Raw genomic sequence first — 20,584 nt, forward strand, 5'->3', positions numbered from 1 at the left:
CGGCTTTGCACTAAGGCGGCCATCATGGCCCTGCCTCATTTCCGCGCACATCAAGAAGTGACACAATGGGACCGTTTGAACAAACCATGAGAAATCTCGCCCGATCAGGCGGGGACGGACGAGACCGAAGTGATGGGAACTAGTAGTGAGACCTTCCGTTTTGTCGACCTCTTCGCTGGGCTGGGTGGCTTCCACGTCGCCCTCGATGAGCTGAAGGGACGTGGTGTGTTCGCTGCTGAGTGGCAGCCCACGCTGAAGGCCCTCTACAAGGTCAACTTTGGTATCGACGCTTGGGGTGACCTTAACGAACTGAGCAGCGACGAAATCATTGCCCGAAGCGTGCCCGATCACCACGTCCTTACCGCCGGTTTCCCGTGTCAGCCCTTCTCGAAAGCAGGAGACCAACTGGGCTTCAAGGACACAAATCAGGGCAATCTCTTCTTCAAGGTGCACGACATCCTGCGCGTCAAGCGGCCGCTACATTTCATCCTGGAGAACGTGCCTAACATCCTCAAGCACGACAGCGGCCGCACCAAGACCACGATCATCCGCTTGCTGGAGGAGCTTGGTTACTCCGTAGACGTAGAGCACTTCTCGCCCCACGAGTTTGGCATTCCGCAGGTGCGAGACCGCGCCTACTTCGTAGGTTCACTCGGAGGTCTCGATCATTTTGAGTGGCCGGCGAAGCACAAGGATCCGACTGAAATCCACTGGGTACTGCGCAACGAAACGCATTCCAGGCGCGCCATCCCGGAACAGACGCTGCGAGCCATCGACATGTGGGGCGACTTCCTACGCCGCTCGCCGGCTGCGCTGAAGTTGCCTTCCTTCCCGATCTGGGCGATGGAGTTCGGGGCGACCTACCCCTATGAAAACGAAACTCCGTCAGGGGTTTGGGCTCGCAGACCTGTGTGGGGTCTTCGCCAGATGGGCTTCAAGGGCAGCTTCGGCCAATCCCTCGAGTGCACGATCGACGAACAAAGCACGAGGATACCGAGCCATGCCAACCGTACAGGCGACTTCCATTTCCCACAGTGGAAGCGAACTTTCATTAGGCAGAACCGTGAGTTCTACCAAGCCAACCGCTCCTGGATTGATCCCTGGCTAGTACGGTGGCGCCCTCAAGAGTTCCCCTCCAGCTTCCAGAAGATGGAGTGGAACGCACAGGGTGAAGAGCGCGACATCGACAACTTCGTGCTGCAGGTGCGTGCGTCTGGGCTGCGGGTCAAGCGTCCCACGACCTCCCCAAGTCTCATCGCTTTCACGGAGACCCAGGTGCCCATCCTCGGTGCTAACCTGACCGGTAAACGTCGCTACATGACTCCAGCCGAGTGCGCTGAACTTCAGTGTCTCGGCGGCATCCAGTTGCCGGCGTCCGACATCGATGCGTATAAGGCCCTCGGCAATGCAGTTAACGCCCACGTCGTCAAAGCGATCGCAGAACGATTGTTGTACGGGCTCATCCGGCCCACATCAAGCATCACCTCTGACATCGAACCTTTGAGGGCTACTGCATGACCGACCACATCGAACACGAAGACGATTTTGACGAGGAGGATCCGCGGATCCAATTGCTGGAGAGCCTTGCCGACGGGATGGCAACTCTTTCGGAGGCTTCAGACACGCCCGACGGGGTCAACCCAGTATCTTCAATGTTCAGCAGCGGTGACGTCGACTTTTCTTCTGACGCATGGATGAATCAACTGGCCGAGATCCAGGGTTGGCTGAGCCTCAGCAAGGATCTTCCGCTCACGGGAGGCAAATCCTTCCTTCAGGCGCTCATCGCTGAGTTCGAACTCGATCCCGCCGACTTGCTCGCCCCAGGGACAGCGTACCCGCCGCTGAGTCTCCGCGCGCTGGAACGTCTCAACGAGCGCGTGGATACCGCTGGGCGGTTGCAGATCGACTTTCTCGAAGATCTTGAGACCAAGGGCACCAGTCGTGCTTCGGCCACCCAGTCTTGGGCTGACGCGTGGGCGGAAATCGACGCGGGTGAGGGGGCGGTGAGTCCGGAACCGGTCACAGCAAAAGCCGACGTCTGGCCGATCTTCCAACTCACTAAGAAGCCGCCGAACCTAACGCCGTCCTACCAACGCGGGGACGTCTGGCGTAATGGTGACCGGCAGTCCCTAATAGAGTCCATCCTTCGGGGCGTCCCCCTGCCCTCCATCATCCTGCTCCGCAGCAAACCATCCATTCCGCACGAGGTCGTCGACGGCAAGCAGAGGCTCACGGCCATCCTCCGGTTCGTGGGCAAGCACCCTGTCGCCAAACAGAAAGTTGCGGAGGTCGCTGCCCGACACAGCGGCAAGAAGTTCAACAAACATGGACGGCTCGACGACCACGGCGACCAGAGCCTGGCTGATCTGTTCAACACCGACTATCCGGCCTTCCGTCTTGCGTGGAAGGCGCTAGAAGGTCACGCACTCAAAGCCGAGCATGAGAACGAGTACTACTTTCCGTTCAAGCTGCGCACAACCGGAGACGGCGGGCTGGTCGGTCGCAACCTTGAACCTCTCCGCGGCAAGTATTACACGCAAATCAAGCGCCACGAGATCAACGTCGCTAGCCAGCAACTCGACGTTGAGGAACTGTTCGAGGGCGTCGTGGAGTACAAGATCCCCGTTATTGAGTACACCCAGGCCTCTCAGGCTCAGATTCATGAGGTTTTCCGCCTTTACAACAAACAGGGCGTGCACCTGAACGCGGAAGAGATCCGTAACGCCGTCTACCATGAGGCCGAACTCACCCGCGCAACGCTCGCCGCGGCTGGCGACGCCGACCCAAACACTGATGTCGCCAAAATTGCCAAGTCGCTAGCCGGTGTCGCGAATCTTGGTCGCCTCGGCCAGGCACTGACACACTACGGCTTCGGCGACACGCGCTACAAGCGCACTAAGGTTCTGGCATGGGTCATCTCGGTCTTGGTGCATGACACGGCTGGAAGGGATCTGGCATCGACCAGCCGTAACATCGACCAATTGCTGATCGCGGTTCAGAAGAACCCGTCCCACCCGCTTGCCCAGTCCTCGACCTTGACCAGACTGTTCTCGCTGCTGCTGCACGCCGTAGAACTTCACTCATCGCACGATGAGTTGTGGTCCGAGCAGTTCATGGACGGTGGCAAGGGCGCTAAGTGGCAGGAGCTCCAGCTTGTGGGTTCCCTCGTGGGTCTTGCCATGGCCTTGGCGGCCTCGCCGGACGACATCAAGGACCGCATTGAGGCGCATGGTGATGCCATCCGCACAGCGAGCGAGAAATCGGCGGACTGGAGGCGGCCCGGTAAGACGCAGACCAGGACCCAGTGGGACTACATCGCCAAGATCAGCAAAAGTCTCCTCGAACTACTGGGCATTGACCCTGCTCAAGCTGCTCAAGCCGTACGTCAGCAGTTCGGGTCATCCGGGTACGATTCGTTGCAGCGGATGCTCATCAAGCCGGAGAGTTGAGAGCTGTGCCGGGAAGAGCCCCACTCGTCGAGCAGGTCTACTTCAATCCGCCCGCTCCCCAGCAGGCGGACTCATGGTGGGCACGCTACAAGGCCCAACTTACCGGCCTGACCGACACGGCGCGTGCCTCAGTTGAAGCAGACTCCCGCTACATTCTCCGGCGCGGAGTTCTGGCGACCGACACCACGAAGTCCGAAGAATGGTCCTCCCGCCGGTCACGCACCGGACTCGTCATGGGTTCGGTTCAGTCTGGCAAAACCGCTTCCATGCTGGGTGTCTCAGCCCTGGCCATCGACGGAGGCGTTGACATCATCATCGTACTCGCCGGGACTCGTCTCTCCTTGTGGCGCCAGACCTACGAGAGACTGGTGCAACAATTGGATTCGGGACAGGAGGACGCACAGAAGATCAAGCGCCGCCTGTTGTGCCCACCGCCAGGCATCGCACTGTCGGAGCAGACGCACTCGCTGGCAACCACCTATCGCCTGCCACCGGCTCAGGTTCGACAACGTCTGAGTCAGGGCAAGCCGGTGATCATCGTGGCGATGAAGCAGACCGATCATCTGCACGCCTTGGCAGCAAGCCTGCGCGCAAATGTCTTCAGCGTGGTTAGGGAGCTTGGTCGCACGGCCCAAATGCTTGTACTCGACGACGAGGCCGACGACGGCTCGATCCTCGATGCCGTTGTAGAGTCCTCGCAGGACCCCATCTACGGCAGGCTGAAGCAGATCCCGCGTGCGATTGCCAACCTTTGGGACCCTCCCCAGGGTTCTCCTGACAACCTGTTCTCGACCTATATCGCCTACACGGCGACACCCCAGGCGAATCTCCTTCAGGAGGACCACAACCCCCTGGCGCCGCGTGACTTCATGATTGCACTTCGCACTCCGCTCGATGTCGGCCATCCGGTAGACACTACGGACCCCGGCAACCTCAACGCACCTCGCTCATCTACGTACCCCGAGCCGGCTGGGATCCGCTCCTACTACACCGGCGGTGAGGTCTTCTACCGTCGTGCGGGGGTGGGCGGCCTGTGTGTGCCCACGACCAACTCCGCTCAACAGGACCTCGCCGATGCCGTTCGGGCCTTCCTGGTGGCGGGCGCCATCCGCCTGCACCGCTCCGGCAAGCTCGGCCCCGCCTCCGTCATTACAGCCCAGTTCGACACCGAGGACGAAGCCCTTGCCAGCGTGACTTCGCCTCACTCAATGCTCTATCACCCTTCAGCGGCAATTCTGGATCACTTCCGGGGCGCTGAAGACACCCTGCTCTGGGCGGGGATAGAGGACCGGGAGACGGCTCGGAAGCTTCTCGACGCACGCGAAGCCAGACTCCCCGACACCTTGGTAAACGACCTGCAGGCGGATCCCGCCCCGTGGGCGCAATGGCTCGACAAGTATGTTGCCTCCGCCCGAGCAATCGAGGACGAGTTCGACGTTCTGCCGCCGAAGAGCTTCCCGGACTGGCAGACCGTCGAAACCCTGCTTGTTAACGAGATGATCCCGGGAACTAGGGTCGCAGTGGTCAACAGCGACCCCAACGCTGATGACCGTCCTGCCTACGCGCCAAGCCAGGATCCGGGAACCGGCAAGTGGAGGGCCGCCCGAGACATCAGCACGATCTTTGTTTCAGGTAACGTCATGGCCCGGGGACTGACGCTGGAAGGGATGACCACGGCGTTGTTTCAGCGTTCGTCGGCTAACCCGCTGGCCGACACCCAAATGCAGATGCAGCGCTGGTTTGGGTACCGCGGGTCCTATATTGAACTGTGCCGCGTATTCGCCTCCAGCGACCAACTCGCCCTCTTCCGCGCGTACCACGATGTCGACGAAGCGGTTCGCGCCGCAATCACTGAACGCATGGTGAGCGGCGCCCCTGATCCAACTGTCTTGCAAGGCTTAAACTTCGAGGCCACTGGCAAGATCGCGGGCGTCGGCAACTTTCCCCTGTCTCCAGGAGCTCGCCCCTTCGTCACAGTCATAAATTGCGGTGGGCAGGCGGATCCCAATGCAGACGTCTTGGCGGACCTCTTCGCTCGTCCATCCAGCGATGTCACTGTCGCCAACGTGCTGCGAGGCCGTATCTTGAACGTGCCACTCGAACTTACCGAGGCCGCAGAACTTTTGGACCGCCTCACTTTCTCCGACTACCAGCCTGGACGCGAGGGTTTCCAGGCGGACATCTGGAACCGCGTCCAAGCCCGAGCACACGCAGTCGCGCCACTCCCAGATCCGCCGTTCTACCGCCCGCCCGTTAGGTACGGGAAGGGGGATGTGACCCGGCGTGCCTGCCCCTATGCCATCGCCGCCTATCTTCGACTCTGGTTGGCGAGCCTAACTCGCTCGATCACGGGGCTCTTTGTCACCGGCCACCCCGGCGACCTGTGGTCCTACGCCGACCTCGGTCGAAAGACCGTTGAGCAGCCACGGTTCTGGGTCGGCATTCGTTACGGAGATGGTGCCGCCGTATCCAACAGTTCGCTGGCACGTCTCCCGTTCAACATCTACGCAACCCGTAAAAGTGTGGCCGGAGGCGAACTCAAGACGACATGGGGAGCAAGCGACCCCAGCGCTGGCCCAAGCCAGTTTCGCGGCGACGTCTACTTCGACTACTACCACCGCAACCTTGCTGTTCCGATGAGCAGCGACACTGCTTGGCGACCCAGCGGCTCTGACGGTCAGATCCTCTTCTACGTCAACCAACATCCGGGCGACCTCTACCCCACGGTCGCAGTTGGAGTCTGTCTGCCTGCGGGAGGTCCTGAGCAGTTCGCAGCTACCCGTGCTGGGGTGGCCATAGTGAAAAGGAGCCTCCCATGACCAACTACGAAGAAGTTCTCGAGCAGATAAACGCCGTTCCAGCGGGTGTCACCGGAAATGACCGATCCATCACTTGGTTGACCGACGCGCAGGTGGTAGGTCTCGCCCGGAACCATCGCGGACACCTGGAACTGTTCCTTGCAGGCGACCAGCTGAAGCCCCGGACCAGCACAGTGAAGTCTGCGATTCACTACCACTCGTGGCACCGTGACACCCAGCCGCCGCTGAGCGCGAACCGCATCCTCTTACCCGCTTTTGGACACTTCGACCAGGTCGGTGCATTCATTGCCGCTGAACTACTGCGTGAGAAAGCTGACGCCAATCTGGAGCGCGCCTTTGCGGTCACTGAGCCCCTGATCGAACTCGCCATCAAGCGTCTGGAGATCTCCGAGAACGCCATCCTCGGACTCGTTGGGGAGTTGCTCCTTCTCGACGCTCTGTGCCGCCGCGCAGACGATGTCCACGTCGGGCTGCTCGCCCAGGGTTGGGATGGCTGGCGCCGATCCGCTAGGGACCTCACGTGGCAGGGCACTGGCGTCGAGATAAAGACCACAACTCGCAGCACCTCAAGTCACGCCATCCATGGTGTACACCAGATCGAGCCTGCTCCTGCGACTGATGACGCCCCTGGGGAAGCGCGCCTGCTCCTCGTAAGCGTCGGTCTGCGCCAGGCAGATCCCAACGTCCCTGCCTTGTCGATCCCATTCCTGGTGGAGAGCATCGTCGCGCGGCTCACCATGAGCGGAGCTAGTGGCTTGGTTGACGAGTTTCTTAAACGCGTAGCAATGTACGGCTCGGAGTCGGGTATCGGATATGAGCATGCAACTATGGCCAAAGAAGCTCCGTTTACGACCCCGTTTAGCGTGACCTTCGTCCGGGGCTACGATATGGCAGACCCGGCTGTCGAGGTGCTGCGGCGCGATGATGTGGTCGCACACCAGCATGTGGACGCCCAGTCGCTCACTTTTCGCGTGGACCTTCCTGCGACGATCAGCTTGGACAACCCCATCGCAGGTGCCCGACGCGTCGCGGAGGCGATCCTGGGCCTGCACAGTTAGGGACGCTCTGCACAACGCGCTGAAAGGTATTCCAGTGCCCGGTTATGTACCCCACCTACCCCTTCTCCTATGCAACGCTTAGCGCTTCTCTGGCGCTGGTCGTAGAGGCGTTGAGCGGCTACGGAGAGCCCGATCAAAGCGCGGGGCAATTAGTCGGAAGGACTCGGCTGACTCTTCGCGACGAACTGCTTGGCCCTCCAAACCCGTCTCCCGTAAGTTGGTTGCGATCGACTGTTCCCGCTGGAGGCTGTGTGAAAACCCTCTCGCGGCCTGCCGCATGGACCAGTAAAGTCTGTGGGCATCTTGAACACCGGGATCAATATGTCCAGATACATCGAGAGTCAGGACCGGCATCAGGTCACATTGCTGCCGGAGTGCCTGGATGACTTCATTGCACAGGACAACACGGCTCGAATCGTTGATGTCTTCATCAACGAGCTCGACCTGGTGGTCCTGGGGTTCCAAGGTGCAATGCCGGCTGCAACCGGCAGGCCCTCGTACCATCCCGCAGTGCTCCTGAAGCTTTACCTCTACGGCTACCTCAACCGCATCCAGTCCAGTCGCCGGCTGGAGCGTGAGTGCCAGCGCAACGTGGAACTGATGTGGCTGACCGGCCGACTCGCTCCCGACTTCAAGACGATTGCGGACTTCCGGCGCGACAACGGCAAGGGCATCCGCAATGTCTGCCGTCGCTTCGTGATGCTGTGCCGCGAATTGAAGCTGTTCACTGATTCCGTCGTGGCCATCGACGGCAGCAAGTTCAAGGCCGTCAATAGCCGGGAGCGCAACTTCACGCCCGGCAAGATCGAGCGCCGAGAACGCGAACTGGAGGAGAGCATCCAGCGTTACCTCGATGCCTTGGAGACGGCAGACCGGACGCAGCCTGTGGAGATGCAGGCCAAGACCGATCGGCTGCAAGGCAAGATCCAGAAGATGCGCCAACGCCTTCAAGGTCTGCAGGTGATCAAGGCTAAGTTGGAGACCATGCCGGATCGTCAAATCTCCCAGACAGATCCTGATGCGCGCGCCATGACCACCTACAGCGCCAAGGGCACGGCCATGGTGGGCTACAACGTGCAAGCTGCGGTAGACACCAAGAACCATCTCATCGTTGCCCACGAGGTCACGAACAATGGCAGTGACCGGGCGCAACTCAGCCCGATGGCCCTGGCGGCACGCGATGCGATGGGCAAACGCCGCTTGAAGGCCATCGCCGACCGTGGCTACTACAGCGGCCCTGGACTCAAGACTTGCGAGGATGCCGGCGTTGCCGCGCTTGTTCCAAAGCCCATGACATCCAATGCCAGATTCGAAGGCCGGTTCGATAAAACCGACTTCATCTATGTCGCTCGCGACGATGAGTACCAATGTCCTGCGGGCCAGCGAGCGATCCGCCGCTTCAGCCGAGAAGAAGCTGGATTGCAGATCAGCATCTACTGGTCTAGCGCCTGCCCCGCCTGCGCAATAAAAGCTCAATGCACAACGAGCCAGTACCGGCGCATCAGACGATGGGAACACGAGGAGGTCATGGATAAGGTTCAGCAACAGTTGGACCGGATGCCTCACGCCATGACGGTGCGCAAGAGCACCGTCGAGCATGTCTTCGGCACCCTCAAGCACTGGATGGGCTGGACGCACTTCCTGACCCGAGGCATTGAGAAAGTGGCCACCGAAATGAGCCTGAGCGTGTTGGCGTACAACTTCAAACGCGTGCTCCGCATTCTGGGCTTCGAAAACACAATGAAGGCAATGCGCCTTTCGGGTGCCTAGGAGCCCGAAATGGTCGCTGTAAGCGGGAATCGGTCGCCCGAGGGCATCTCAAAGACCACTCAGACGAAGCGCAGACTCGGCCAATTCGAGTAACCCACTGTGGGCCTCAAGTAGCGCTGCAGCGGGGCAAGTTCTCCGCGCGTTATCACACAGCCTCGCTGCCAAGCAGTCTTTCAAAAACGACTGCCGACCGCAACACGCTGTTTATAAGGCTCCTGAACGGCACATGAGACCCAAAAAACAAAAAGGCGCATAGGAGCCTCACCCCTATACGCCTTGTCCACCCGCTACGCGCTGCCACTCACGCGGTTGGCATGCAAGCCGCCGCAGGGCATAGGGGCCATGCGTGGCCAAGAACGCTTGGCGCTGGCCGGGCTCCACGTCCATGCGAGGAAGCAGTCGCAGCCCGCGCCGACTCGGTAGTCCGCCCGCTGCGCGGCAGGGGCGGGATCAGTGGTTCATGTGCGGATGCCGTATTCCATGGCTTGCCATTCGCCGATTCCCATCAACTGCATTGCTATGATTTTTTATTCCACAGTGCTTGATACATAAGCGCTACAGGCCGCTTTCGCTTGAATTAATGCCGAACTCACGCACCCCTGCGCACACGCCCGAGCAGCAGCACCGCCGCGGCCGCCAGCACCGCGGGCACGGCGGCTACCAGGATGATGGACGCGGGTGTCCAGGCCGCGGCCAGCAGGGCGCCGCCTGCCAGCGGCCCGACGATGGCGCCGATGCGGCCCACGCCCAGCGCCCAGCCCACGCCGGTGGCGCGGATGTGGGTGGGGTAGATGGCGGCGGCCAGCGCGTTGCAGCCGATCTGCGCGCCCACCACGCCGAAGCCCGAGAGCGCGGCGCCGGCCAGCAGGCCCGTGAGGTTCTGCCCGCTGAAGGCGATCAGCGCGATGAAGCCGGCCGAGGCGGCGTAGGCCGCGCCCAGCACGGTGTAGGCGCTGAAGCGGTCGATGAGCCGGCCCAGCGCGAGCGCGCCCACCACGCCGCCCAGGTTGAGCATGGCGGTGGAGAGAATGGCCTTTTCCAGCGGCAGGCCGGCGCTTTTGAGCAGCGTGGGCAGCCAGTTGACCAGGAAGTACATGACCAGCAGGTTCATGAAGAACGCCAGCCACAGCAGCACCGTGGTGGGCAGGCGGCCGTGGCGAAACAGTTCGAACACCGAGAAGCCCGCCTGCACGCCCGCGGCCTCGCCGCGCAGCCCGGCCATCACCGTGGCCGGGTCTTCGCCCGGGTAGGCGCTCTTGACGATGGGCTCGTAGCGCGCGGGCGCGGCGCCGCTGGCGGCCAGGTAGCGCAGCGATTCGGGCAGCAGCGCGGCCAGCACCGGCAGCAGCAGCAGGGGCAGCACGCCGCCCAGCACGAACACCGAGTGCCAGTCGAAATGCGCGATGAGCCAGCTGGAGATCAGCCCGCCCAGCGTGGAGCCCAGCGGAAAGCCGCAGAACATCACCGTGACCAGCGTGGCGCGCAGGCGCTGCGGCGCATATTCGCTGGTCAGGGCGATGATGTTGGGCATGGCCGCGCCCAGGCCCACGCCGGTGATGAAGCGATAGGCCAGCAGTTCGTTCATGCTGGTGGCCCAGGCCGTGAGCAACGCGAACAGGCCGAAGATGAAGGTGGACAGCAGGATGATCTTCTTGCGGCCCCAGCGGTCGGCGGCCGGGCTGAGCAGGAAGGCGCCGGCCATGAGGCCGAAGAGGCCGGCCGCGAAGATGGGCCCGAACTCCGAGGGCTTGAGCCCCCAGTCTTCCGCGATGCGCGGCGCCACGTAGGCGATGGATTGGGTATCGAAGCCGTCGAGCATGGCAACGATGGCGCACAGCAGCGTCACGCGCAGCTGCAGCGGCCCGAAGGCGGCGCGGTCTGCCGCCGGAATGCCGGCGGCCATGGATGGGGTCATTTTGTCTCTCTCCGTCTTGTAGGGATGGGGGTGGCTCATGGGCCGGGGACCACAGGAAAAATCAAGGCTGGTAGTCGGGCTGCTCCTGGGGTCGGGCCGCGATGAAGGCGGGGTGCCGTTCGGCGTGCGCGTACACGGCCATGGCACGCGCATGGGGTTGGAGGTCGCAACCCGCGCGCAGCGCGTTGGCCACCTGGGGCACCAGGCATACGTCGGCCAGCGTGGGCTGGTCGCCAAAGCACCAGGGGCCGCTTTCGTCACCGTGCCTGGCCAGCAGCCGCTCCACAGCCTCGAAGCCCTCGGCCGCCCAGTGGGCGTACCACGCGTCCTTCTGCGCCGCACTCAAGCCCAGCGGACCCTGCAGGTATTTCAGGATGCGCAGGTTGTTGACCGGGTGCATGTCGCAGGCGATCACGTTCGCCAGTTCCAGCACACGGGCACGCAGCCGGGGCTTCAGCGGGATCAGGCGCGGCTCGGGGTGGCGCTGGTCCAGGTAGTCGAGGATGGCCATCGACTGGCCCAGGGCGAAGTCGCCATCCACCAGCGTGGGGACGGCACGCGATGGATTGAGTGCCGCATAGCCCGGCGCGCGGTGCTCGCCGTTGCGGATGTTCACCCCGTGGTAGTCGGCGGGCAGCCCTTTGAGGGCCAGCGCGATGCGCACCCGGTACGAGGTGGAGCTGTTGAAGAAGCTGTAGAGCTGCACGGCGGGCTCCATGGCGTCAGACCACGTCCACCCGCAGCTCGCCCAGGCGTTCCACGCCCACGACCATGCGGTCGCCGCGCACCACCGGGCCCACGCCCTCGGGCGTGCCGGTGTAGATCAGGTCGCCCGCCTCCAGGCGGAACCAGGTAGAGAGGTCGGCGATGGTCTCGGCCACCGACCAGATCAGGTGCGACACATCGCTGCGCTGGCGGTCCGCGCCGTTCACGGTGAGCCAGATGCCGGCCTGCTCGAAGTGGCCCACGTCGCTCGCGCGGTGAATGGGACCGATGGGTGCGGAGGCATCGAAGGCCTTGCCGATCTCCCAGGGCCGGCCCATCTGGCGCATTTCCATTTGCCGGTCGCGGCGGGTCATGTCCAGGCCCACGGCGTAACCCCAGGCGTGCTGCAGCGCGTTCTCGCGGGCGATGTCGCTGCCGGCCTGGCCGATGGCCACGACCAGTTCCGCCTCGTAGTGGAAGTTGTCGGTGCGCGAGGGGTACGGCAAGCGCAGGGTCTCGCCATGGGCCACGGGAATGACGGCATCGGCCGGCTTGCAGAAGAAGAAGGGCGGCTCGCGGTCGGGATCGAACCCCATCTCGCGGGCGTGGGCCGCGTAATTGCGGCCCACGCAGTAGACGCGGCGCACGGCGAAGGCATCGCTGCTGCCCGCAACGGGCACGGCGACGGTGGGAGGGGCGGGGAACACGAAGGCCATGGGATCGTCTTTCTTGGAAGCAGGGGAAAAAGAAAAGGGGCGCGCTGTCCGCCCGGGCGGGCGGGCGGCGGGATCAAAGGCGCTCTTCGCGCAGCAGGCTCAGGGCGGACTGCACCGGGCGGTCGGAATAGCTGAACAGCACCGCGTCCTGCGTCGCGGCCAGTTGCACGGGCGCCCACGAGGGGGCGACGAAGGTGTCGCGCGGGCCGAACTGGAAGGTGCGCTCGCCGATGCGCGCCGTGCCCTGGCCCTCGACCACGCTGAACACGGTCGCGTCGGTGGCGCGGTAGGTGCGGCCCTGGAAGCCCGCCGGCAGGAACTGCATGAACGTGGCCATGGTGGGCATGGGCCACCCCCCAGTGGCGGGGTTCACGTAGCGCAGCTTGACGCCGTCCCAGGCGTCCAGCTCGCCCTGGCGGAACAGCCGGTCCAGCGCCTCGCGGCTGCGCTCGTAGGGGTAGCTGAAGAGGGGCGAAGTGGAGCCCTGCGCCGCACGGTGGCGCACCGGCACCATGTTGTGGCCGAAGGCGGCGAAGCTGTGCCCCTCGGCCCGGCTCACGGGCTGCACCGCCTCGGGATAGTTTTCCGCAAAGCCCGCATCCAGGTGGCCGATGAGGGGAATGTCGAGCCCGTCGAGCCAGACCACGGGCTCGCCGCCGTCCTCCACCGCCGGGTTGCCGTGGTCGTGCCAAGTCCACGAGGGGGTGATGATGAAGTCGCCCGGGTGCATGGTGGTCCGCTCGCCGTTGACGGCCGTGTAGGCACCCTGCCCTTCCACGATGAAGCGCAGCGCCGACTGCGTGTGGCGGTGGCTGGGCGCGACCTCGCCGGGCAGGATGAGCTGCAGCCCCGCATACAGCGTGGAGGTGATGCTGGCGCGGCCGGGCAGGCCGGGGTTTTCCAGGATGAGCACGCGGCGCACCGCCTCCTCGGCGCTGATGACGTCGCCGGCCTGCATGACGAGCGGGCGCACGTCCTCGTATTTCCAGAAGGCGGGCACGGCCCGCGGGCGGGGTTCGCGCGGCACCAGGCTGTGCAGCGATTCCCAGAGCGGGGCCATGCCGTGGCGGGCGATGTGGTCGTAGTAGACCTGCCGGTCGGCGGATGCGGCGGCAGGCGGCGATGCCAGGGTGGGCGTATCCATGCGTTGTCTCCTGTGTCTGCGGCCAGCCATGCCAAAGCGCTCGAATGCGCGCTGCCAGCCGGTCCATGGGGCGGATTATTCGAACCCGTCGATAGTCCGTAAAATCATTTATTGGTCTTATCCATAATTTTTTGGATATACCTTCAACCCACCCACCGACCCCATGGACTGGACCCACCGCCTGCGCCTGCGACAGCTTCAAATGCTTTTGAGCCTGGCGCAGACCGGCAACATGAGCCAGTCGGCGCAGTTGCTCCACACCGCGCAGCCCGCGCTCTCCAAGTGGCTCAAGGAGCTGGAGGAGGACCTGGGCATGGTGCTGTTCGAGCGCCATGCGCGCGGGCTCAAGCCCACGCCCCAGGGCGAGGCACTGATCGCCCATGCCCGGCGCATCGAGGCCCACCTGGACAGCGCCCGCGACGACATGCAGGCCCTGCGCGACGGCGGCAGCGGGCTGGTGGCGGTGGGCACCTCGGGCGCGTCGGCGTCCGACGTGGTGCCCATGGCCGTGCTGCGCCTGCTGGAGTGGCTGCCGCGCGCACAGATCCGGCTGGCCGAAAGCACCATGAACGTGCTCATGCAGCAGCTGGCCCATGGCGAGCTGGACGTGGTCGTGGGCCGCTCCGCACCCGAACTGCACGACACGCACATCCACACCGAGATGCTGTACATGGAGCCCATCCACCTGGTGGCACGCCCGCAGCACCCGCTGCTGCGGCAGGAGCGCGCGCTGGAATGGGGCGATCTCATGGCCTACCGCTGGCTCGTCTGGCCGCGCGGCACGCCGATCCGCAACGCGCTGGAGGGCGCGCTGGCGGCCGCCGGGCATGCGCTGCCGCAGGGCAGCGTGGAGTCCAACTCCGTCACGCTCAACCTCACGCTGCTGGGCCACAGCGACATGATCGGCATGGCCTCGCACCGCGCGGCGCTGCGGTTTTCGCACCTGGGCGCGCTGCGCGTGCTGCCGGTGCGGCTGTCGGGCTTCGGCTCGGTGTCGATGTACTGGCGCGAGAACACCACCGACCGTGCGGCAGTGGCCAGCATGCTGCGCGCCCTGCGCGAGGCCGCCGCACCCGCCTCCTGACCGCACGCCAGGGCGTGCAGGCCGGCGCCAATGGGGGCACCATGGCGGCCTGGGCGCACGGTGCGCCCCATGTGCAGGAGACGACCCATGGCCCAGGCCACCCACGCAGTTTTCAACCAGTTTTCCGAACGCACCGACTACGACCTGCTCGCCACCGATGCCGCGCTGCAGGACGGGCTGCATCGCACGGGTGCGCAAGGCGCCCTGCCCACACTGGGCGCCTACGCACGGCAGCTCGGCACGGCCGCGACATGGGCCCTGGCCGAACAGGCCAACCGCCACACGCCGCAACTGCACCGCTTCGACAACCGGGGCCGGCGCATCGACCGGGTCGAGTTCCACCCCGCGTGGGACGCGCTCATGGCGATGTACCGCGCGCAGGGCCTGGTCTCCATGCCCTTCGACAGCGACCGGCCCGGCCGATGGGCCGCCTGGGCCGCGGGCTTTTACCTGCATGGCCAGGTCGAGCAGGGCACCCTGTGCCCCGCCACCATGACGCAGGCCGCGATCCCGCTGCTGCGCAAGGAGCCCGCGCTCTGGGCGCAGCTGGCGGACAAGCTCCACAGCCGCACCCACGACCCGCGCGACCGGCCCGCGCACGAGAAAGCCAGCGTCTGGCTGGGCATGGGCATGACCGAAAAGCAGGGCGGCTCCGACGTGCGCGCCAACACCACCGTGGCCACGCCCGTCGGCGCGGGCGGGCGCGGCGGCGAATACCGGCTGCACGGCCACAAGTGGTTCTTCTCCACCCCGCAGAGCGACGCGCACCTGGTGGTGGCGCGCACCGGCGAGGGTGGCCCCTTCGCCTGCTTCTACGTGCCGCGCTGGCGGCCCGACGGCACGCTCAACGCGGTGCACGTGCATCGCCTGAAGGACAAGGTGGGCAACCGCAGCAACGCCAGCGGCGAGGTGGAATTCGACGGCGCCTGGGGGCTGCTGATGGGCGAGGAAGGCCGCGGCATCCCCACGATCATCGAGATGGCGACCACCACGCGCCTGAGCTGCGTGGCCGGCAGCGCCGCCATCGTGCGCCAGGCCACGGTGCAGGCCATCGCGTATGCCCGCCAGCGCCATGCCTTCGGCCGGGCCCTGGCCGAACAGCCGCTGATGCGCGCCGTGCTGGCCGACCTGGCGCTGGAGAGCGAGGCGGCGCTGGCGCTGCTGATGCGCCTGACCGAGGCTTTCGAGCGCGACGACGACGGCACCGCCAGCGCGGCCGACCGCGCCTGGAAGCGCGTGATGACGCCTGCCGCCAAGTTCTGGGTCTGCAAGCGCGGCGTGGGGCTGGCCGGCGAGGCCATGGAGGTCTTCGGCGGCAACGGCTACGTGCAGGACGGCGTGATGGCGCGCCTCTTTCTCGAATCGCCCGTCAACTCGATCTGGGAAGGCTCGGGCAACGTGATGTGCCTGGACGTGCTGCGCGCCCTGGCGCGCGAGCCCGAGGCCGCGTCGGCGCTGCTGCAGGACTTCGCCGACGCCGCGGCCGGCGAGCCGCGCATCCTCGACGCGCTCCGGCCGCTCGAAGGCCTGCTGGCCCTGCCGCCCGACCAGTTGGAGTCCCTGGGCCGCCAGCTCGTGCAGCGCCTGGTGCTGGTGGCGCAAGCCTGCCTGCTGCGCCGCCATGCGCCGCAGGCGGTGGCGGATGCGTTCATTGCCACCCGGCTGGAGGACAGCGGCGCAGGCCGCGTCGTGGGCGCCATCGACAGCCGCGCGGTGGACACCGGCACGATTCTGGAACGGGCGTTTCCGGCGTAAGTTTCCGGCGTGATCCGCCCCGCGGCGCCCTTCGCGCCATGGCGCGCGGCTTCGCGCGGCCGCCCGGCGCGCGGCCAGCGCTGCCGCACCATGCGGCGGCATCCGCCACGGCCAGCCGTTGGCCCCTGCGCCACCCGTCCGCAAAGCGTCCCATGCATCCCATCCCCACACGCCCGTCTTCCCCGTCAGCGCGACCGAACGTTTCCGGCGAACCTGCAGCACCCGAGGCTCCGGGCCACGCGCCTTCGCGCTCGCCATCGCCCCGCCTGCGACACGGCACCCTGTCCTCCCGTCCAGGCACGCCCGTGTCGCCGGGCACGCCGATGGCGCCGCGGCCCACCGCGCTCGTCGCCTCCAGCTCCAGCGAGCGGCTGCAAGCCTTGATGCGCCACCAGGCCGAAGAAGCGGTCGGCAATGCAGACATCGAGATGGATTCGGATTGGGACTCGGATTCCGACTCCGAGGCGAGCTTCGACATCATCGTGGACGACAGCGCGATCCAGGCCGCGCGCCAGGCCCGAACCGCCGAACTCACGCAGGCCCTGGCACAGGCACGCACGCCCGAGGCTTTGAACGCCATGGTGGCGCAAGCCGTACAGACGGCGTGGCAAGCGGCGCAAAGCAGCCCGCTGCCCACTGGCGAGGACATCTCCAAGGCCCTCCGGCCCACTTACGACCATCGAACCAACGGCTTCATGGAGGCCAAGCAGGCCATCCTGCGCCTGGAGACGGCCGCGAACGCCTGGGATGCCGCAGTGGAGCACCACCAGGCCGCGCTGTCTGCCCGAGACCTGCTGCTGCCGCACGCAGGCCCGGACCTGCTCGACGACCAGCTGTTGCAGCTGCAGGCGGTGGCCTACCGGGTGCGCGCGCAGGAAAAGACCCTGCGCGGTCTCCTGCTGCTGCGGCAATTTCCCTACGCTGGAGCCGCTGGCAAGTCGCGCCACCACAACGAGGCCGCGGACCGCCTTCGCGAGGCTTGCGCCCTGCGCGAGCACGAACCCCTGGGCGCCCTGCACCCCGGTATGGCAGACATCGATGCCGCGCTCCGCCAGGCATTGGCGGGCATCGGTCCGTCGATGAAAGGCCTCCTGAACGAGATCGCCCCCAGCGGCAAGCTGGAGGGCACGCCCTCCCAATTCGCACCGCCGGGCAGCCAGGCCAGCCAGCCCGAAGCCATCGAAGAGGCCTGGCTGACGCAGTACGTGCAGTCCTGCGCCAAGCTGGAAGAAGCCGCGCGGGCCTTGCTGGCGGCCTGGGCCCACCCTGCCGATGGATCGACCGCCGAAGCGGCCGAGATGGCCAAAGCCTTGGCCAGCCCCCAGGCCCAGGAAAGCCGGGCCGTCCTCCGGCGGGAAGCCGCGCTGCACCAAACCCTGAGCCTCTGGCTGGCTGATGTGCAAGGGCTGCAAGACAGCGCCACGGCACGGCAGGACACCGCGCCACAGGCGCCTTGGCAACACCCGTTGGAGGTGTTCAGCGACCTGAACCTCGCCCTGCAACGCGCGGACGACGCCGGCCGCATGCTCCAGAGCCATGCCGCGCAGTGGAGCCCTGAACAACGCGAAGCATCGCGGGGTGCGCTCGATGCCCTGCAGGCCCGTATCACCACCGCTCAGGGCCAGGCATCGGAACAGGGCCGCGCAGCCCTGCACCAGTCGCTCGACCACCTGGTCCAGGAAGGCATCGGCATGCTGCAAAGGGCGCGCAGCGAGGTCGGTGACGACCAAGCCGCAGCCCGGGCGGCGTTGCCCGGCTTGGCCAGGCAAGCGCAGCGTGCGCTGGCAGGGCTGCAGCAATCGGGGGTCCACCCCGGCCTCGCTCCCTTGTCGCTGGAACAGTGCACCCGCGTATGCACTGCCGTCGCCCAGGCTTGCGACGAGATGGCCGAGGGGCCCGAGACGCTGGCCGAGACGCAGCAACACGCAGCACGCCTGCAGGTGGCCGAGCAACGGGCGCGGCAGGCGGCCCAAGGGGAACTGGCTCCCGCCATGCACCAGTTGGCAGACCTCTGCGGCGCTGCCTGCACGAACGCGCTGAGCGCCGCCACCGCCATGGAGGCGCATGCCGCCGGCCAGCTGCGCACGCAGCGTGAAGGTGCGCTGCAAGCGGCCATGGTGCCGGGGCTCATGGCATTGGACCAACGGCCACCGTCTCCTGCCGATGCGCAGGCCTTGCCAAAACACGCATGGCAGCGCCATGGCGAGGTTTTCGAGCAGTTGAACCGGGGCCTTCGCGCCGCACGGGACGCACAGGCCACGCTCGACAGGCACATCGCCCCATGGAGCGACGTGCAGCGCCAGGAATCGAGCGAGGCCATCGTTGCGCTGCAAGCACGCATCGCCGCTGGCGGCTCGGCCGCGCTCGAGACCGCCTTCTCCGCCGTGTACCAGGCCTTCCAAGAGATCTGGCGGGCCGGGGCGGCGATGCCGTCGGAAGCGCCTGCGGACGGGCCGGAACATTCCGCCGCGCAGGCCCTGGCCCACCAGGCCTTGGCCGCGGCCCGGGACTTCCATGGCGCACTCCAAGCCCCCGTCGCGGGGGCACCCATGCCGGCACACGAGGGCCTCGCACTCTTTGCCAAGGCCTTCGAACCCCTGTCCACGGCCGGGGAAGGGCTGCGCATGCCGCTGGGCACCCCGGACGAGGCCCTGGCACGCGCCGCCGTGCTGGAAACCGCAGCCCATCAGGCGCGGGCCGCCGCGCGCTCCGGCTTGAAGGCCCCCCTGGAGAAATGGGCGCTCTGGTGCGAAGGCCTGCGCACGGATGCCATCGGCGCCGCGGTGCTCCACGACATGAAAGCGATCGACGCCCTGTGCGAAGCCAGCGACGAGGCCCTTTCCGCCGCAGTGTGGCAACTCAGCGATCAACTGCTCGCGACGCATGAACTGGTTTTCGACCTGCCTTTCCAGGTCACTGCCGAGGGCTTGCTGACTGTGGCGGCTCCCGCGGCGCCGCCCGCCCTGCCGACGCCCCAGGAAGACCTGGCCATGGCGAAGAACGCAGCCGCCATCGCGCAGCGTGCCGCCGAACTGCGCGCCAACCTGCTGACGGTGCCGCCCGGTGCGCTGCCGGAGATGGTGCGGGACCATCAGGCCTCCCGCAACCGGCTCAGCGAGATGGCCTATGCGGCCCGGGTGGCCTCCGGTTTGCTGCCGCTCTTTCATGAGGCATCGCAAGCCATCGACCAGGCCTCCGTGGCCGAACGGCCCCGCGTGGCCAGGCAGTTCGCCAAAGCCGCGCTGTCCTACCACCAGGATGCGACCGACGCCCTGAGCGACTACCTGGAGGCCAGCATGCGCCTGCAATCGCGCAGCGACCGCGAGTCGGCCGCCATCGACGGCGCGAATGTGCGCCAGAGCGAACGGCTGGTCACGCTGATGCAGCGCAGCCTGGAGGGTCTGGGCCATCTCCTGGAGTGTCGGAAGATGGCGATCGACATCCATGCCCGGAGGGCCAGCAGGCACCGCGACGTCAGGGATGGCCTGATGACCATCACCGACCGGTATGAACGGGCGACCCAGAAAATCGACGACAGCATGGAGCACATGGCGCAGCGGCTGGACGTGGAAAGCCGACTCCCGGACTATGCCGACATCGCGAACGCCGAAAAGGCCAATGTCATGGGCGCGTTCGGCATGCTGATATGGCGGGGCAAATTCGAAAGCAGCATCGTCCAGGCCCAGCTGGCGTCCGATTGGCTGGCGAGGTTCCTGGGGCCGGACCAGCCGCCGCGCACGGCCTCGGACCTGACCGGCTGCACCGAGTTGATCAACTTGCTCCACCGCAGGCTGTCCGAGCAGAACACCTTCGCCCTCAAGCAGGTGCGAGATGACAGCAACACGCATCTGGTTCGGCAGATGCTCAAGGTCTCGCTGGATTGCATGCAGCGGCTCAAGGCCTTCGAAGCCCGGATCGGCGTTCTAAAACAGGCGCTGGACACGGCCACCGCCAACGCGTCTTCCCGCACCGCGCCAACCACCGCACCGCAGAAGGCACGCCACCGCCACAGACGATGACGGGGACCGGCTGGCGACCCGGCTGGCGTTGCCTTCGCATGCCATGAATTGCTATAAATTCAATAGCAATACAGACATGTAATACCCCGGCATACCGCTGTTTTCGCTTGAAACCGGCTCAGGCGGCCCTTCCACAAGGGACGAGGGCGC

12 protein-coding genes are annotated in these 20,584 nt (G+C 65.6%); 8 read left to right on the forward strand and 4 right to left on the reverse strand.

Translation table 11 applies throughout. The features are described from left to right. Nucleotides 1-132: 132 nt before the first annotated feature. The 5 genes from M5C98_RS23240 to M5C98_RS23260 all read left to right on the forward strand — a co-directional run bounded on the left by M5C98_RS23240 (nt 133) and on the right by M5C98_RS23260 (nt 9,096). A complete protein-coding gene (locus M5C98_RS23240) occupies nt 133-1,518 on the forward strand; it encodes a DNA cytosine methyltransferase (protein ID WP_272549878.1) in 1,386 nt (461 codons plus the stop codon). After that, a complete protein-coding gene (locus M5C98_RS23245) occupies nt 1,515-3,449 on the forward strand; it encodes a DUF262 domain-containing protein (protein ID WP_272549879.1) in 1,935 nt (644 codons plus the stop codon). The genes M5C98_RS23240 and M5C98_RS23245 overlap by 4 nt, the downstream gene beginning before the upstream one ends. A gap of 266 nt (nt 3,450-3,715) precedes the next feature. After that, the gene (locus tag M5C98_RS23250) at nt 3,716-6,268 is read left to right on the forward strand and encodes a Z1 domain-containing protein (RefSeq protein ID WP_272549880.1); all 2,553 of its coding nucleotides are present in this window, start codon (nt 3,716-3,718) and stop codon (nt 6,266-6,268) included. Continuing rightward, nucleotides 6,265-7,326, forward strand: a complete 1,062-nt coding sequence (locus M5C98_RS23255; protein ID WP_272549881.1) for a PD-(D/E)XK motif protein — start codon at nt 6,265-6,267, stop codon at nt 7,324-7,326. The genes M5C98_RS23250 and M5C98_RS23255 overlap by 4 nt, the downstream gene beginning before the upstream one ends. A gap of 321 nt (nt 7,327-7,647) precedes the next feature. Continuing rightward, entirely contained in the window at nt 7,648-9,096 is a 1,449-nt protein-coding gene (locus M5C98_RS23260) for an IS1182 family transposase (RefSeq protein ID WP_272549882.1), read from the forward strand. Between the two features lie 589 nt (nt 9,097-9,685). Here M5C98_RS23260 and M5C98_RS23265 read toward each other — a convergent pair. The 4 genes from M5C98_RS23265 to gtdA all read right to left on the reverse strand — a co-directional run bounded on the left by M5C98_RS23265 (nt 9,686) and on the right by gtdA (nt 13,576). Further along, the gene (locus tag M5C98_RS23265; RefSeq protein WP_272549883.1) at nt 9,686-11,011 is read right to left on the reverse strand and encodes an MFS transporter; all 1,326 of its coding nucleotides are present in this window, start codon (nt 11,009-11,011) and stop codon (nt 9,686-9,688) included. A 61-nt stretch (nt 11,012-11,072) separates the two neighbouring features. After that, a complete protein-coding gene (maiA, locus tag M5C98_RS23270; protein ID WP_272553379.1) occupies nt 11,073-11,717 on the reverse strand; it encodes a maleylacetoacetate isomerase in 645 nt (214 codons plus the stop codon). A gap of 16 nt (nt 11,718-11,733) precedes the next feature. Continuing rightward, a complete protein-coding gene (locus tag M5C98_RS23275; RefSeq protein WP_272549884.1) occupies nt 11,734-12,432 on the reverse strand; it encodes a fumarylacetoacetate hydrolase family protein in 699 nt (232 codons plus the stop codon). Nucleotides 12,433-12,505: 73 nt separating this feature from the next. Further along, nucleotides 12,506-13,576: a gentisate 1,2-dioxygenase gene (gene gtdA / locus M5C98_RS23280; RefSeq protein WP_272549885.1), complete on the reverse strand. Its 1,071-nt coding sequence runs from the start codon at nt 13,574-13,576 to the stop codon at nt 12,506-12,508. Between the two features lie 163 nt (nt 13,577-13,739). Here gtdA and M5C98_RS23285 point away from each other — a divergent pair, with 163 nt between their 5' ends. From M5C98_RS23285 to M5C98_RS23295, 3 genes are all read left to right on the forward strand, one after another. Beyond that, nucleotides 13,740-14,660 (forward strand): LysR family transcriptional regulator, encoded by a 921-nt coding sequence (locus M5C98_RS23285; protein ID WP_272549886.1) that lies wholly within the window; start codon nt 13,740-13,742, stop codon nt 14,658-14,660. Between the two features lie 87 nt (nt 14,661-14,747). Then, nucleotides 14,748-16,415 (forward strand): acyl-CoA dehydrogenase family protein, encoded by a 1,668-nt coding sequence (locus M5C98_RS23290; protein ID WP_272549887.1) that lies wholly within the window; start codon nt 14,748-14,750, stop codon nt 16,413-16,415. Nucleotides 16,416-16,720: 305 nt separating this feature from the next. After that, nucleotides 16,721-20,434 carry a hypothetical protein gene (locus M5C98_RS23295; RefSeq protein ID WP_272549889.1) on the forward strand — a complete coding sequence of 1,238 codons (3,714 nt, stop codon included), beginning with the start codon at nt 16,721-16,723 and terminating at the stop codon, nt 20,432-20,434. Nucleotides 20,435-20,584: the final 150 nt, after the last annotated feature.

This window comes from Acidovorax sp. NCPPB 3576 (assembly GCF_028473605.1).
In the GTDB taxonomy this organism is placed as follows: domain Bacteria; phylum Pseudomonadota; class Gammaproteobacteria; order Burkholderiales; family Burkholderiaceae_C; genus Paracidovorax.

Coding starts and splice junctions, on each gene's coding strand:
- gtdA (WP_272549885.1), bottom strand. CDS start 13,576: ATGGATACGCCCACCCTGGCATCGCCGCCTGCCGCCGCATCCGCCGAC.
- M5C98_RS23245 (WP_272549879.1), top strand. CDS start 1,515: ATGACCGACCACATCGAACACGAAGACGATTTTGACGAGGAGGATCCG.
- M5C98_RS23250 (WP_272549880.1), top strand. CDS start 3,716: ATGCTGGGTGTCTCAGCCCTGGCCATCGACGGAGGCGTTGACATCATC.
- M5C98_RS23290 (WP_272549887.1), top strand. CDS start 14,748: ATGGCCCAGGCCACCCACGCAGTTTTCAACCAGTTTTCCGAACGCACC.
- M5C98_RS23255 (WP_272549881.1), top strand. CDS start 6,265: ATGACCAACTACGAAGAAGTTCTCGAGCAGATAAACGCCGTTCCAGCG.
- M5C98_RS23285 (WP_272549886.1), top strand. CDS start 13,740: ATGGACTGGACCCACCGCCTGCGCCTGCGACAGCTTCAAATGCTTTTG.
- M5C98_RS23260 (WP_272549882.1), top strand. CDS start 7,648: ATGTCCAGATACATCGAGAGTCAGGACCGGCATCAGGTCACATTGCTG.
- M5C98_RS23240 (WP_272549878.1), top strand. CDS start 133: ATGGGAACTAGTAGTGAGACCTTCCGTTTTGTCGACCTCTTCGCTGGG.
- M5C98_RS23265 (WP_272549883.1), bottom strand. CDS start 11,011: ATGACCCCATCCATGGCCGCCGGCATTCCGGCGGCAGACCGCGCCGCC.
- M5C98_RS23275 (WP_272549884.1), bottom strand. CDS start 12,432: ATGGCCTTCGTGTTCCCCGCCCCTCCCACCGTCGCCGTGCCCGTTGCG.